This window comes from Candidatus Woesearchaeota archaeon, assembly GCA_016180285.1.
Classification (GTDB): Archaea; Nanobdellota; Nanobdellia; order Woesearchaeales; family JACPBO01; genus JACPBO01.
In genome coordinates, this window is sequence record JACPBO010000020.1 from 28,790 (window position 1) to 41,952 (window position 13,163).

At 38.0% G+C, this 13,163-nt stretch carries 17 protein-coding genes and 1 tRNA gene; 14 read left to right on the forward strand and 4 right to left on the reverse strand.

Going from position 1 to position 13,163, the window contains the following annotated elements:
• Positions 1-86: 86 nt before the first annotated feature.
• The 11 genes from HYU07_04535 (at position 87) to HYU07_04585 (ending at position 8,282) form a co-directional block, all read left to right on the forward strand.
• Positions 87-926: a hypothetical protein gene (locus HYU07_04535; protein ID MBI2129482.1), complete on the forward strand. Its 840-nt coding sequence runs from the start codon at positions 87-89 to the stop codon at positions 924-926.
• Complete coding sequence (locus tag HYU07_04540) at positions 923-1,990, forward strand: hypothetical protein (GenBank protein ID MBI2129483.1); 1,068 nt, start codon at positions 923-925, stop codon at positions 1,988-1,990. Before HYU07_04535 ends, HYU07_04540 begins: the two co-directional genes overlap by 4 nt.
• A 29-nt stretch (positions 1,991-2,019) precedes the next feature.
• The gene (locus HYU07_04545) at positions 2,020-2,364 is read left to right on the forward strand and encodes a hypothetical protein (GenBank protein MBI2129484.1); all 345 of its coding nucleotides are present in this window, start codon (positions 2,020-2,022) and stop codon (positions 2,362-2,364) included.
• A gap of 39 nt (positions 2,365-2,403) precedes the next feature.
• Entirely contained in the window at positions 2,404-2,646 is a 243-nt protein-coding gene (locus HYU07_04550; protein MBI2129485.1) for a hypothetical protein, read from the forward strand.
• A 235-nt stretch (positions 2,647-2,881) separates the two neighbouring features.
• Positions 2,882-3,121, forward strand: a complete 240-nt coding sequence (locus HYU07_04555; protein ID MBI2129486.1) for an AbrB/MazE/SpoVT family DNA-binding domain-containing protein — start codon at positions 2,882-2,884, stop codon at positions 3,119-3,121.
• Positions 3,118-3,810: an ABC transporter ATP-binding protein gene (locus tag HYU07_04560; GenBank protein MBI2129487.1), complete on the forward strand. Its 693-nt coding sequence runs from the start codon at positions 3,118-3,120 to the stop codon at positions 3,808-3,810. Before HYU07_04555 ends, HYU07_04560 begins: the two co-directional genes overlap by 4 nt.
• On the forward strand, positions 3,811-5,067 hold the full coding sequence (locus HYU07_04565; GenBank protein ID MBI2129488.1) for a hypothetical protein: 1,257 nt from the start codon (positions 3,811-3,813) through the stop codon (positions 5,065-5,067).
• Between the two features lie 30 nt (positions 5,068-5,097).
• Positions 5,098-6,321, forward strand: a complete 1,224-nt coding sequence (locus HYU07_04570; protein MBI2129489.1) for an ABC transporter permease — start codon at positions 5,098-5,100, stop codon at positions 6,319-6,321.
• Positions 6,318-7,532 carry an ABC transporter permease gene (locus HYU07_04575; protein MBI2129490.1) on the forward strand — a complete coding sequence of 405 codons (1,215 nt, stop codon included), beginning with the start codon at positions 6,318-6,320 and terminating at the stop codon, positions 7,530-7,532. The genes HYU07_04570 and HYU07_04575 overlap by 4 nt, the downstream gene beginning before the upstream one ends.
• Positions 7,533-7,636: 104 nt before the next feature.
• Positions 7,637-7,921, forward strand: coding sequence for a hypothetical protein (locus HYU07_04580; protein MBI2129491.1), 285 nt, complete (start codon positions 7,637-7,639; stop codon positions 7,919-7,921).
• 1 nt (position 7,922) lies between these two features.
• On the forward strand, positions 7,923-8,282 hold the full coding sequence (locus HYU07_04585; protein MBI2129492.1) for a two pore domain potassium channel family protein: 360 nt from the start codon (positions 7,923-7,925) through the stop codon (positions 8,280-8,282).
• Here HYU07_04585 and HYU07_04590 read toward each other — a convergent pair.
• From HYU07_04590 to HYU07_04600, 3 genes are all read right to left on the reverse strand, one after another.
• Positions 8,266-9,219 (reverse strand): radical SAM protein, encoded by a 954-nt coding sequence (locus tag HYU07_04590; GenBank protein ID MBI2129493.1) that lies wholly within the window; start codon positions 9,217-9,219, stop codon positions 8,266-8,268. The genes HYU07_04585 and HYU07_04590 overlap by 17 nt on opposite strands.
• Positions 9,220-9,224: 5 nt before the next feature.
• Positions 9,225-9,298: transfer RNA gene (locus tag HYU07_04595), tRNA-Thr, on the reverse strand.
• A 6-nt stretch (positions 9,299-9,304) separates the two neighbouring features.
• Positions 9,305-9,463, reverse strand: coding sequence for a hypothetical protein (locus tag HYU07_04600; protein ID MBI2129494.1), 159 nt, complete (start codon positions 9,461-9,463; stop codon positions 9,305-9,307).
• A gap of 105 nt (positions 9,464-9,568) precedes the next feature.
• Between HYU07_04600 and HYU07_04605 the strand changes: the two genes are divergently transcribed.
• Genes HYU07_04605 through HYU07_04615 form a run of 3 tightly spaced genes read left to right on the forward strand, consistent with a single transcriptional unit; the run spans position 9,569 to position 11,981 of the window.
• Positions 9,569-9,835 carry a hypothetical protein gene (locus HYU07_04605; GenBank protein MBI2129495.1) on the forward strand — a complete coding sequence of 89 codons (267 nt, stop codon included), beginning with the start codon at positions 9,569-9,571 and terminating at the stop codon, positions 9,833-9,835.
• Positions 9,832-10,167, forward strand: a complete 336-nt coding sequence (locus tag HYU07_04610; GenBank protein ID MBI2129496.1) for a type II toxin-antitoxin system YoeB family toxin — start codon at positions 9,832-9,834, stop codon at positions 10,165-10,167. Before HYU07_04605 ends, HYU07_04610 begins: the two co-directional genes overlap by 4 nt.
• Positions 10,168-10,226: 59 nt before the next feature.
• Positions 10,227-11,981 (forward strand): ribosome biogenesis/translation initiation ATPase RLI, encoded by a 1,755-nt coding sequence (locus HYU07_04615; GenBank protein MBI2129497.1) that lies wholly within the window; start codon positions 10,227-10,229, stop codon positions 11,979-11,981.
• Positions 11,982-11,990: 9 nt separating this feature from the next.
• Here HYU07_04615 and HYU07_04620 read toward each other — a convergent pair.
• The coding region (locus HYU07_04620) for an NAD(P)/FAD-dependent oxidoreductase (GenBank protein ID MBI2129498.1) at positions 11,991-13,163 on the reverse strand (1,173 nt) is incomplete at its 5' end.

Here is a 13,163-nt window from a genome sequence, read left to right on the forward strand (position 1 = left end):
CGATTTGATGGATTTTTATAACAGAAGTTTCTTATAATAGAGTGTTATTACTATGTTATGATAAATAAATGCAAGAAGGAATTAAAATGACAATCAAAAAAACATTAACATCAATTGTTTTGACAGGAGCATTAGTTTTAGGTATTGCTGGATGTGGAATACAATATCCAGATGAGATTCCTACTAAGGTAATTAAGAAACATGAGATACATAAATCTATCAAAGAAAACTTGAATGAGGAAAGAACAAGTCTGTTTGAAATTGGCGATCAGGAATATCTTGAAGTCTATCGCATTAAACCGGAATTCAAAGGAAAGAACATCACATTAATTGATTCGGTGCTACTTTACCCGGATAAAGAGACAGTCTGTAATGAACTTTATAAGTATAAAGGGCAGAAACCAAGGTATTTTAATGCTCATGCAGAAGTTATTGTTTATGGTGATGTTGATTCTTTGGATAAAAAGAAGTTTTATGACGCATCTGGCAATTTGTATCTACAGAAAACAATCGATGGAATTAATTTTCTTTCAGATTTAGAGAAAAAAATCAAGATAGAAAAAGGAAGTTTAGAGCATATTGGTAATATTGATTTTGGTATAGTCGGGCAACTTAGGTTGAATAGTGAATTTAGTGAACAATCGTTTTATGATGGGACAAGTTTGTGGTATAATAATACACTCTTGCTTGCAGTTCAAAAAACAATTGATTCAGCAAAACAAAAGCATGTGACTCATGTTTATCTTGAGCTTAGCGGTAGTGCACCAGATGGTATTCGTTTAAGTGGTAGTTTTTCTGGAGGATTAGTCTTCTCAACAGGAGAAATCACAAATCAATCAGACTATCTTATCAAAGCCGTAGCTGAGTTATATACAAAAACTGCGAACGAATCTTTAGGAATAAATCAAGGAGGGGAAAGAAAATGATAAAAAAATTATTCCCGATACTTATCCCGAATGAAAAAGGAAAACTAATAGAGAAAAATGAAACAATAGATTATTCTTTAGATGATGGGCTAATCATCCCAGAAGAATTCATGAGAGATAGCATACATATATTAACAATAATGCAAGGTCCTAACTGGTGTAATTTTGAATGCCCAAATTATTGTTTTACTGAAGGCTTTGCAGAAGAAAATTTAAACGAGGGACAGTTAAAAGATATTATTAACCAAGCAAAAGATTTGGGTGCTAAGGTAACCTATTGGCCAGGACTTGGCGAATTAACACTCTCAAAAGATTTTTGGAATGTTCAGGAATATTTACATAAAAAAGACATGAAATCTGTTGTATTCACAAATGGTTCGGTTTTTTGGAATGATGGCTTAGCAAAAGAATATATAGGCATGAATTCATCCGAATTAATTGAAAAGGTAAGAGAACTTGAAATTAACCTTTATGTCAAATATTGGAATTCTGACCAAAGAAAAGCTGCGGGTATGGCCGGGGTTAAATTAGAAGAGTACCCATATTATATAATTGAAGATGGTATAGGTATTCCTCTAGCATTAACAAAATTGATTGAAAGAATACCTCAAGAAAGGTTAGGTATTGAAACAATGGTATCAAGAGAAAATTATAGAGATGTAATTGAAAATATCATTCCTTTAGTAGAAAAGCTTGATTTGTATTGCTTTATAGAACCGATAATATTTTCTGGTAAAGCTAAAGGAAAAGAAAATGAATTATCCCTCAGTCTTGGGCAACATAATTCTTTAGCTGACATCTATTCTAGTGGAGGAGTTTACGGTAAAAATAACTGCAAAGATAGGCAGTCAACTGAATTAGTATTAATTGGAGATAGTATGTCTCCCGGAATAGCTATACCCCCAAAAAGAGAGAACAAAGTAATAGATGATTATGGTCATACAAAAAATATATTTGATATCTTTCATAATGAATATTTTAGAAAAGTGAGAAAGATAACCCGAACGCAATTTGATGGTTGTTTATGCAGAGCAGTTTTGAATGGAGAAGTTAAATTAGAATGAAACAAAACAGTTAAATGAGGGAAAATAAAATGACATTAGAATCAATGTTAAAACCTGTAGAATGTTTAGATAGAACAATTCAGAAACAATACACCAAACTCGGGCATAAATTGGAGAAGAAATTACCAAAAAGAATTTTAGGTTTACTCAAATTAATTGGTACTGCATACGGTGGTGGTTGTATTGCAGAGATAGGAACGAACCTATTTGGCATTTCAAATGAATTAAATTTAGGTCTAAGCTATAATCTAACTATGAACATAGAGGGTCTTTATAATGCTAGTGAAGTATTTTTTTGGAAGAAAGATCGCAACATTGTAAGTGAATCCACCCCCATCGACCCAGTTGATACCTTTTATAAATCATATAATTGATTATTAAGACTCCCCGTTTTCTTAACAGGAGCAACATTTTTGGGTAAAGCCCTAATATATAACGCAACTAATATAGACCCCGCGTATGATGTGTCTATGGGAATAGGATTTCTAAGTCTAGCATCATCGTTGTACCTGAATGACCAAGATCCAATGTTATTAAAAAAAGCAGATAGTAAGGTAAAGGTATTTTTAAAGAATATATATGAAAAAGCTAAGGATTTGATAATATCTCCAAATCCAGCACTTCAGCCAATACCTATTCCAACAAAGATAACTTAAATTATTGACTGTTCTTAGAGAATTACGTTGGTGTAAGTTCATTAAAACAAGAACTATTTGATTTAGGATTTAAGCTGATGGATGAAATTAAACTTCTTGTTGATGAGCTTCATGACACTGTTGGAATGATTTTCAAAAAATAAAAGTCTGTTTTTATTGATTTTTGAGTCATCTTATGTATGAAACGTATGATTAATACGAAAAGTTTATAAAGTATGAAAAATCATACTTAAAAATGCTTGAGGACAGGTCATTCGAGTATTACGGAAGCACGATCATAGGCGAAAGAGGGCAGATGGTGCTGCCGTCAAAACTGAGAAAAAAATTAGGAATAGGCAAAGGAGAAAAATTTCTTGTATTAAGCGGTGAAAAAATGGGAGCCCGCGGAATCATTTTGGTCAAGGCCGATGTAATGACTAAATTGCTGTCAAAATTTTTCGGAGGGGATATAAATAAAATGCTGAAGGAAAAATGAGCGCGATAATCGAATTAAGGAATGTTTGGAAAACATACAATATGGGTGAAGTTGAGGTTAATGCATTATGCGGCCTAAACCTTAAAATAAAAAAAGGCGAGTTTGTTGCAATACAGGGACCGAGCGGCAGCGGAAAAAGCACAGCAATGAACATGGTTGGCTGCCTTGATATTCCGACAAAAGGCGACATCTTCCTTGAAGGCCAGAATATAGCCAAATTGCGCGAATCAGAGCTTGCCCAGATAAGGGGCAGAAAAATAGGCTTCATATTCCAGCAGTTCAACCTGATCCCCACATTAACTGCCATTGAAAATGTTGCCCTGCCAATGACTTTCCAGGATGTGCCGGCAGATGAGCGCATAAAAGCTGCAAAAGAGCTTTTGGCAATAGTTGGGTTAACTGACAGGATGCGCCACAAGCCTTCAGAAATGAGCGGAGGCCAGCAGCAAAGAGTGGCAATTGCCAGATCGCTTGCTAACAATCCCGATGTGATGCTGGCCGACGAGCCAACTGGGAATCTCGACAGCAGAAGCGGCAGGGATATAATACACTTTTTAAAAAAGATGCATGAAAAAGAAGGCAAAACTTTCATTTTGGTCACGCATGACGCAGCTCTTGCAAAAGAAGCAGACAGGATTGAATATCTCAGAGATGGTAAAATCGTAAAAAGCCTTAACGAGGTGGGTTAGATGAATAAAAAAATATTGCACGTGATTTTGGTTTTTGTTTTGCTGGCGATTTCAATAAACATTGTTTATGCAATAACAACCACTACAACTGTTGCTAACCCGGAAAGCAGGGATATAAAAATAACGCTGATAAGCCAGGAGCCTGACCCTGCAGAGCCTGCGGGATATGTTGACCTGCGCTTTAAAGCTGAAAACTGGGGAACAAGGGCGGCTTCTAATGTAACGCTTGACATTCTTCCGCAATATCCGTTTTCAATCGGCTCTGGAGACAGCGCATCAAAAAACCTCGGCAGCATATCCGGAATACAGCTGGGCTCAGAAGGAGTCATTGCAAAGTTCAGGCTTAAGGTCGATGAGAATGCTGTTGATGGTGAAAACGAAATCAAGGTCCGCTACAAAACAGCATCAGGCTCTGAGTGGGTTGTAACAAGCGCATTCAATGTAAGCATACAAGCGCATGAAGCAATAATATCAGTTGAATCAGCAAATTCAACGCCAAGAATAATTGTGCCAGGAAACGAAGCCGCGCTGAATGTTGTAATTAAGAACATTGCAAGCTCTCTTTTAAAAGACATCAGGATCAAGCTTAATTTAAATGACACTCCGTTTGCCCCAATAGACTCATCCAATGAAAAAGCAATAAAAAATCTTGATGCAGGATTAAAGGAAACAGCAACATTCAAGCTGATAACTGCCCCGGATACAAAGGCAGATGTTTATAAGGTTCCGCTTGAAATCAGCTATATGGACAGGCTTGGAAAGAATTACACAAAAGCGCATTTAATCGGCTTAGTTGTCGGCTCAGCCCCAGACCTCTACATCAGCATAGAAAGCTCAACAATATACAAGATTGGAAGCTCAGGCAAAATCATCATTAAGTTTGTAAACAAAGGATTGACAGACATAAAATTTGTGAATGCAAGGCTGAAAGAAACAAATGACTATGAAATAGTCTCGCCTGATGTTGTTTATGTTGGGAATGTGGATTCAGATGATTATGAAACAGCAGAATTCAGGCTGTTCCTGAAAAATGCAAAAGACGGCAAGGTGATTCTTCCGCTCGCAGTTGATTACAAGGATGCAAACAACAAGGATTATTCTGCCAACATCAGCCTGGAGCTCAAGATAATCAGCCCTGAAAAGCTCGGCATAAAGCAGGGCAATGGCTTTTGGGGAATTATTTTGTTGATCATCATTGCAGCTGCAGCATGGTGGGGCTACAGTAAATTGAAAAAGAGCAGAAGGAAAAAAGCTTAATTTATTTTTTCTTTTTGATAATGGATAAAAATGCTCAAAGACTACATTAAGTTTGCATACAGCAATTTTTTGCACAGAAAGAAAAGGGGAATCCTCACAATCATAGGCATATTGATAGGGATAGCTGCCATTGTTGCGCTTATTTCATTGAGCACTGGCATGAAAGCTGCGCTTAATGAGGAATTCAAAAAAGTAGGCTCAAACAGGGTTATTATTGAAGCCGGCGGCATTGCATTTGGCCCGCCGGGAGCAGGCTCTTCGCTTTCTGCATCTGAATTGACAAAAAAAGATATTGATGCTGTAAGCAAAGTTGCTGGAGTGGATTTCGCAACCGGGATTCTTTCAGAAACAGCAAGAATTGAATTTCAGGACAAAGTTAAGCATACACTTGTTTTCGGAGTTTCAACTGATGCAGAAACAAGAAAAAGATTGGATGAAATAGGCCTTTTTGAAATAGGTGAAGGACGGCAATTAAAGCAAACTGATAAATACAAGGCAGTTCTGGGCTATAAGGTGGTGCATGATCTCTTCAATGTCGATATAAGGCTGGGAGATAAAATAAAAGTTGAAGGCAAGGAATTCGAGGTTGTCGGCATTCAGAAACTGATTGGAACTGGCATTCATGACCTTCTTGTCAGAATTCCCCTTGATACAGCAAGGGAAATATTCAGCGAGCCTGAAAAAATATCATCAATAATGGTCACAACCTCGGCCGGGTTTGAGCCATCCAAAGTGGCCGAGGCAATAAAGAAAGAGCTTAGGAAATTCAGGAATGTTAAAGAAAATGAAGAAGATTTCACAGTGCAGACAGTTGAGCAGAGGGTTGCAACTGTTACAGTTATTCTTGATGTTGTGCAGGCAGTCTTGATAGGTATTGCTGCAATAAGCCTTATTGTTGGCGGAATCGGCATAATGAATACTATGTACACTTCTGTTTTGGAGAGAACAAAAGAGATAGGGATAATGAAGGCAATTGGAGCTAAAAATTCAGACATTGCAAAGATTTTTTTGATAGAATCAGGGCTTCTTAGCCTTGCTGGCGGCTTTATCGGAGTTGTTATCGGCATTTCAATAGCAAAGGCAGTTGAATTTGTTGTGCAGGGCTATGGCATAACATTGTTCAGGGCAAACATCAGCCCTTTATTGATAATCAGCGCTTTGGCATTTTCATTTTTAATAGGATCTGTTTCAGGCTCTTTGCCGGCAAGGCAGGCTGCATTATTAAGCCCGGTAGATGCATTGAGGAAAAAATGATCAACGATTATGTAAAATACGCCTTCCTTAATTTCAGGGAAAGAAGAGTAAGGACATGGCTCACAATGCTCGGCATTTTCATAGGAATAGCATTGGTTGTTGCCCTGATCAGCCTTGGCCAGGGATTGCAGGAGACAATAAACGAGCAGTTTAAGATGCTTGGCGTTGACAAGATAATTATAAGCCCTGGCGGGACTTTTTCAGGAGTTGGAGGAAGCTCTGCAGCATCAGAGCTGAAAGAGAAAGATCTTGATGCAATAAAAAAATCCAGAGGCGTTGATCTTGCTGCTGGCTTCATATATAAACTGGCAAGAATGAAAAGCGGCAATGAATTCAAATACAGCTGGGCAACCGGAATGCCGACAGATGAATCCAGAAAAATAATCCAGAGCATACATTCTTTTAAAATCATTGAAGGTAGGGACTTGAAGAAAGGCGACAGCTATAATGCATTAGTTGGCATAATGTTCAGCGAAGGCAGGGTTTTCAAAAAAAATCTTAAGCCAGGGGACAAAATAGAAGTTGAAGGAAAGGATTTTAAGATTATCGGGATATTGGGCAGGATAGGCAATCCCCAGGATGACTCGCAGATACTTATTCCATTGGATGTTGCAAGAGCTGTTTTAAATGAGCCTGAAAAATATAATACGATAATAGCGCAGATAAAGGAAGGCGAAGATGCAAATGCAGTTGCAGAAAACATTAAAAAAAGGCTGCGTGGCGAAAGGAATGTAAAGGAAGGAGAAGAGGATTTCTCAATACAGACATCGGCCCAGCTGCTGGACACTTTCAAAACAGTGTTTACAATTGTGCAGGCTGTTCTGATCGGAATTGCTGCGATAAGCTTGCTAGTTGGCGGAATAGGGATAATGAATACAATGTACACATCTGTTTTAGAGAGAACGCAAGAGATTGGCGTTATGAAGGCAATTGGAGCGAAGAACTCAGATATTGCGCAGATATTCCTGATAGAATCCGGATTGCTTGGGCTTACCGGAGGCGTAATCGGCATACTGATCGGAGTTGGCTTGAGCAACATTGTGGTTTACATCACAACCAGGATGGGAGTGTCAATCTTAAAGGCATATTTCCCGGGGTATTTGATTATTGGATCATTGCTGTTTTCAGTTGCTGTCGGAATTGCTTCAGGAATGCTTCCGGCAAGGCAGGCGGCATATATGAGGCCTGCTGATTCATTAAGGTATGAATAACTTGCAGTGGAAAATGGCAAACATCGAATTTAAGATCGAGTAATTTATTACTTATATGAGCAAGATAATAGAAACGTTTTTATTTAAGCTGTTTTTTAATTTCCATGATGAAACAAAACGAATTGAACCAAAAGCTTGTAAATCACGCAAAATACTTCCAGAATGAAGTGAGGAAAAACATAGCTATTGCCATATCAGCGGCATTTGCATTTATTCTCGCATTGTACTGGAAGGATCTCATAACTGAAGGCGTCAATAAAGTGCTTGATTATCTCAAGCTAAGCGGCAACAGCTTTTATTTCAGGGTGTTTGTTGCCCTCATTGTGACATTGATCTGCGTATTTGGAATAATAATCATAACAAAATGGGGTCAGATAAAAAACAAATAGGATGAAGCAGAGAATAAGCACATTAATAACAATCTTCCTTGTATTTGCAATCCTGCTTACAGGGGCAACTGTCTACCATAATTTAGAGCGCTGGTCATGGGTGGATTCCTTTTATTTTTCAGCGACAACACTCACAACAGTCGGCTTTGGAGACTTGCACCCGACTACAGATGCATCTAAGATCTTCACAATATTCTATGTGATTGTCGGAGTAAGCGTTGTGCTTTATATGTTCTCTAAGATAATCGTGGGCTATTTTGAAGGGCACGGCGCAACAATAACGAATTCGCTTATGCATGTGCTGAATAAGAAGAAAAAACCAGAAAGGTGGATTGAGCTTAAAGTTAAGAAGGAGAAGTAGGGGTTTTTAGGTTTTTCAGATAAAGCTCAAGCTTGTTTTTAACTTTTTCTTTCAGGCTTTTAACTAGCTTTAATCTTTTAATTTCTTTATCAACATCAAACCTTTTGAATTCTGTCAAAGTTCCTCTAAACTTCCTCCCAGCAATTTTCGCCTGCCTTTCAATTTCTCTCGCATATTTCGATCCAAAATGCCTCAATGCAGGGAACTTGCTTATCGAGTTTGCCCCTGCTTTCAGCAGATCAGAAACATAATAAACCCTGTCCAGCCATATTCCTGCCTGTATGTCTATTTTCGGGGATTCCTTTCTCGTCAATTTTATCCATTCTGCCATATATTCTTTTTTCGGAGGGCTTGATTTTTCAAAGATCGTTCCCTTTTGGGGGTTTAATCCGTAGAAATGTATTTTTGATATCTTGTATTTTTTAATGAAATCTTTCAATCTTTCAAAATCATTAATATTTTCTCCTAAGCCGAGTATTATTGTCATTGCAGTTTTTAGCTTAAGTTTTAGGGCTTCTTCAAGCATCTTTTCAAATGGCTTAATCGGCTTTGAAGGGCAGACAATATCATGGACTTTTGGGTTGATAGTTTCTATAGAAGCAACAACGCCTTTGATGTACGGCCTGAATTTGATCAAATCTCTCTTTTTAATTGGCCCTATGTTGATCCATATCTTTTCATTTATGGTTTTTTTAATTAATTTCAGCATCTCTAAAAAGTCCGTTGCTGCATACGCATTATGCCCGCCTGACAGGAAGCCGATATCCCAGCCTAGTTTTTTGCACAGGATGAATTCAGCCAGAATTGATGCAAATGATCTTACAGCCATCTTCTGGCCTTTCGGCTGGGTGCTCATATAGCAGAACTTGCAGTCTGCAGTGCTGCAGTACCAGCTGAAGAAGACTGCGCGCTCGAAATTCGTTGTAGTTAGTTTCATTTAAAAGCCCCCAAAGGGATTTGCACCCTTGATCTCGAGTTTACGAAACTCGCGCTTTAGCTGGCTAAGCTACAGGGGCATCAGATCATCTAATATTTTTCAGCAGCTCTTCCTTGCTCTGAAACTTCTTCTGGCATTCAAAGCAGAAATAATGCTGCTTCCCCTTCTCATCTTTTGCCATTGTCCCGATTACCTTCTTCAAAAATGTTTCATTCACCTTGTTGCCGCATATTTCGCATTTCATAAGTTTATGTTTTTTCCTTTGTTTATAAACGTTTTTAAAAATGGCCAGCAAGGGATCAAAAATTCAAAAGGTTTAAATATTAGTTCTTATATATACTTATATAAGATGGAACAGGCAACTATTTTGCACAGCCCTACACTAGAGTCAGTGATTATGGTAGAAAAAGCAATACAAAAATACAGCCAGGAATGCGGAAAATATCAATTATGGAAAAAGCTGCCTAAGAAAATGATGTATCAGACATTTCAGACAATTCTGGATTATTTAGAAAAATCTGGAAAAATCATGATAGATAAAGACAGATGCATAATTTGGACATATAACCCAAAAAGAATAAAACAATTGATTTCTGAAGGGCTTGTAGTAAGATGAGAAAAGAGATTCTTGTTGCTTTCATAAGCCAGAAATTAAAAGAAGAGTTTGAATCCCTAACAGATGGCAAATTTGAAGACAAACAACTGTATAAATTCATATGCAGAGCTATTGAAGACATAAAATTAAACCCAGCTTGCGGTATAAAAATACCTAAGAACCTGTGGCCTGCAGTTTATGTTCAAAAACACGAAATTACTAACCTTTGGAAATATAATCTGCCCAATGCATGGAGGCTGTTGTATACCATAGAAACTGATGAAATAAAAATTGTAAATATCATTCTGGAATGGTTCGATCACAAGGAATATGAGAGAATTTTTAAGTACTAGCTTCTTACTTAATTTTGTAAATCATAAGCTTTATTAAACAATAAACAAAAACAAGCCATATGGCAAGAATCGCTGTTGTTGAAAAGGACAAATGCAACCCAGAAGGCTGCGGAAACTATCTTTGCATTAGGGTGTGCCCTGTCAACAGGATCGGCAAGGACTGCATAATAAAGGGGCTGTCAACCAAGGCGCAGATAGATGAAGAGCTTTGCACAGGCTGCGGCATATGCGTCAACAGATGCCCTTTCGGCGCAATACATATAATCAATCTTCCAGAGGAATTAAAAGAAGGCCCGATACACCGCTACGGAAAAAACGGATTTTCTTTGTACAGGCTGCCAATCCCTATATTCGGAAAAGTTGTCGGAATTTTGGGAGTCAATGGGATCGGAAAAACAACAGCATTAAAAATATTGGCCGGTTTGCTAAAGCCTAATTTTGGAAAGGAGAAAGAAGCAGCTTATGATGAGCTCATAGATCATTTCAAAGGCAGCGAAGCACAGTCTTTCTTTGAGAAAATAAAGAAAGGCCATATAAAGATAAGCTACAAGCCGCAGCAGGTTGATGCAATACCCAAAACAGCAAAAGGGAAAGTAATTGATCTTCTGAAAAAAGTGGATGAGAAAAAAGAATTGAGCAAGGTTGCAAAACAGCTGGAAATTGAAAAAATACTCGACAATAACATCAATGAAATCTCAGGAGGAGAGCTGCAGAGAGTGGCGATTGCAGCAACTGTACTGAAAAAAGCAAACCTCTATGTTTTTGACGAGCCAAGCTCATATCTTGATATAAAGCAAAGAATCAAAGTAAGCAAATTCATAAAAAATCTTGCAGATGAAAACACAGCTGTTATGGTTGTTGAGCATGATCTGATTATTCTGGATTACATGACCGACCTGATTCACATGATGTACGGCAAAGAAAGCGTTTATGGAGTTGTTTCGCAGCCAAAGGCAGCAAGGAACGGTATAAACATTTACCTGGATGGATATTTAAAAGAAGAAAATGTCCGCTTCAGGGATAAAACAATAAAATTCTCAGTAAAGCCGCCGACAGAATCCAAAAAGAGAATGCTGCTTACAGGCTGGCAGGATATTGAAAAGAAGCTTGGCTCTTTCAAATTAAAAGCAGAGAAAGGCGAACTGCACCGCCATGAAACAATAGGCATTTTAGGTGAAAATGGAATCGGAAAAACAACCTTTGTAAAAATATTGGCAGGAGCCTTAAAGCAGGACAAGGGCATAGTTGACCAAAACATAAAAGTCAGCTACAAGCCGCAGTACATAGAAACAAAATCAGATGAGCTTGTAATGGCTGCTTTAAAGGAAGCAATGCAGAAATACGATGTTCAATTAATGAGGCCTCTGAATCTTAAGCATTTATTGGCTAAAAAAATCATCGAGCTTTCGGGCGGGGAATTGCAGAGGGTTGCGATAGCATTATGCCTTTCGCAAAAAGCTGATCTATATCTTTTAGATGAGCCTTCTGCTTATCTCGATATTGAGCAAAGGCTGGCTGTTTCAAAAGTCATACATGATATAATGGAAGAAAGGGGAACTTCAGCATTGGTTGTTGACCATGATTTATTATTCATAGACTATTTATCAGAAGGACTAGTTGTATTCGCAGGAGAGCCGGCTGTGCATGGCGAAGCAAAAGGCCCATTTAATATGAAAGACGGAATGAACCTGTTTTTAAGAGAGCTTGGGATCACATTAAGAAGAGATAAAGAATCAAACAGGCCAAGGATCAACAAGGAAGGATCCCAGCTTGACAGGGAGCAGAAAGAGGAGAATAAGCTGTATTATGGTTGATCAAAAGCATCACCTGAGAATATTTTCATCAACAAACTGTAAAATTTGCCCTTTAGGTTTAACATTTACAAGTATGCCTTGCAGCAAGGAGTTAAGATCAGGATCAACAGATGCTTTCATCGCAAGGCTATTTATAATCTCGGCATTGCCAAATATTTTTCTTAATACATGGCTGAATTGCACATCTTCCTCAAATTCTTCAGCGCATAATTCTTGAAAATGTTTTAAGCCATCGGCAGAAACATCGCCCGTCTCAAGGGCTTTTTTGACTGCCATTGCTGCAAATTTCCCGGACTCAAGAGCATAATAAATTCCCTCTCCAGTAAAAGGATTTGCAAATCCGCCGCTATCTCCTATTGCAATGACTCCGTTGCCAATAGGGATCTTTTTTGGATCTCTAAACCTTATTGTCCAGGCTTTTGGTTCATGCGTAATATTAGAGCCCTGCAATAAATTATCTATCTGCTTTGAAGCTTGAATTTCCTTAAAAACATCATAAATATCGGTTTCCTTATATTTTGACAGGCCCCAGAAGCCCAGGCCAACATTAGCTTTGCCATCGCCTTCAGGAAAAATCCAGAAGTAACCTGGCAGCAACTTTTCATGATAATAAATAACAAATCTGTCTTTTACTTCAATATGTTCACGCCAACTTTCCAATGCAATAATTGTTTTTTCTTTGCAGGGTGCAATAAGCCCATATTTTTCTGCTAGGCGGGAATTTGCGCCGTCAGCTAAAATAACAGCTTTTGAATAAATTTTTTCATTGCTTTCGGTTTTTACGCCTTTAACATAACCCGCATCAATAATTAGGTCAATTGCTTCTTCCTGCCTGAATTCAGAATTTTTAGTTTGCATTCCATGGTCTCTCAGCATCTTATCCAATTCAGTTCTATGTATCACATACCCATAGTCTCTATATTTTTCAGTCTTAGGTATATTTCCTTCAATAACTGCGCCATTTGGAGCAATTATTTTTCCCCCGATTACTTTATGGTATTTTCTTTCAATCTTGTGGCCAAAATTCATTTCATCTAATGTCTTAAGAGTCCTTGGAGAAATTCCACCGGAACAAAGCTTTGCTCTTGGAAATTCTTTTTTATCCAATAACAAAAGATCAAGTCCGAGATTTCCTGAGAAATACGCTGCTGAAGAGCCTGCTGGGCCTGCTCCGACAATAAT

What these genes read in the sequence shown, in the direction of transcription:
- HYU07_04555 (MBI2129486.1), top strand. Translation starts at nt 2,882, where the DNA reads ATGCTTGAGGACAGGTCATTCGAGTATTACGGAAGCACGATCATAGGC.
- HYU07_04565 (MBI2129488.1), top strand. Translation starts at nt 3,811, where the DNA reads ATGAATAAAAAAATATTGCACGTGATTTTGGTTTTTGTTTTGCTGGCG.
- HYU07_04605 (MBI2129495.1), top strand. Translation starts at nt 9,569, where the DNA reads ATGGAACAGGCAACTATTTTGCACAGCCCTACACTAGAGTCAGTGATT.
- HYU07_04570 (MBI2129489.1), top strand. Translation starts at nt 5,098, where the DNA reads ATGCTCAAAGACTACATTAAGTTTGCATACAGCAATTTTTTGCACAGA.
- HYU07_04590 (MBI2129493.1), bottom strand. Translation starts at nt 9,219, where the DNA reads ATGAAACTAACTACAACGAATTTCGAGCGCGCAGTCTTCTTCAGCTGG.
- HYU07_04600 (MBI2129494.1), bottom strand. Translation starts at nt 9,463, where the DNA reads ATGAAATGCGAAATATGCGGCAACAAGGTGAATGAAACATTTTTGAAG.
- HYU07_04540 (MBI2129483.1), top strand. Translation starts at nt 923, where the DNA reads ATGATAAAAAAATTATTCCCGATACTTATCCCGAATGAAAAAGGAAAA.
- HYU07_04535 (MBI2129482.1), top strand. Translation starts at nt 87, where the DNA reads ATGACAATCAAAAAAACATTAACATCAATTGTTTTGACAGGAGCATTA.
- HYU07_04580 (MBI2129491.1), top strand. Translation starts at nt 7,637, where the DNA reads ATGATGAAACAAAACGAATTGAACCAAAAGCTTGTAAATCACGCAAAA.
- HYU07_04545 (MBI2129484.1), top strand. Translation starts at nt 2,020, where the DNA reads ATGACATTAGAATCAATGTTAAAACCTGTAGAATGTTTAGATAGAACA.
- HYU07_04610 (MBI2129496.1), top strand. Translation starts at nt 9,832, where the DNA reads ATGAGAAAAGAGATTCTTGTTGCTTTCATAAGCCAGAAATTAAAAGAA.
- HYU07_04615 (MBI2129497.1), top strand. Translation starts at nt 10,227, where the DNA reads ATGGCAAGAATCGCTGTTGTTGAAAAGGACAAATGCAACCCAGAAGGC.
- HYU07_04585 (MBI2129492.1), top strand. Translation starts at nt 7,923, where the DNA reads ATGAAGCAGAGAATAAGCACATTAATAACAATCTTCCTTGTATTTGCA.
- HYU07_04560 (MBI2129487.1), top strand. Translation starts at nt 3,118, where the DNA reads ATGAGCGCGATAATCGAATTAAGGAATGTTTGGAAAACATACAATATG.
- HYU07_04575 (MBI2129490.1), top strand. Translation starts at nt 6,318, where the DNA reads ATGATCAACGATTATGTAAAATACGCCTTCCTTAATTTCAGGGAAAGA.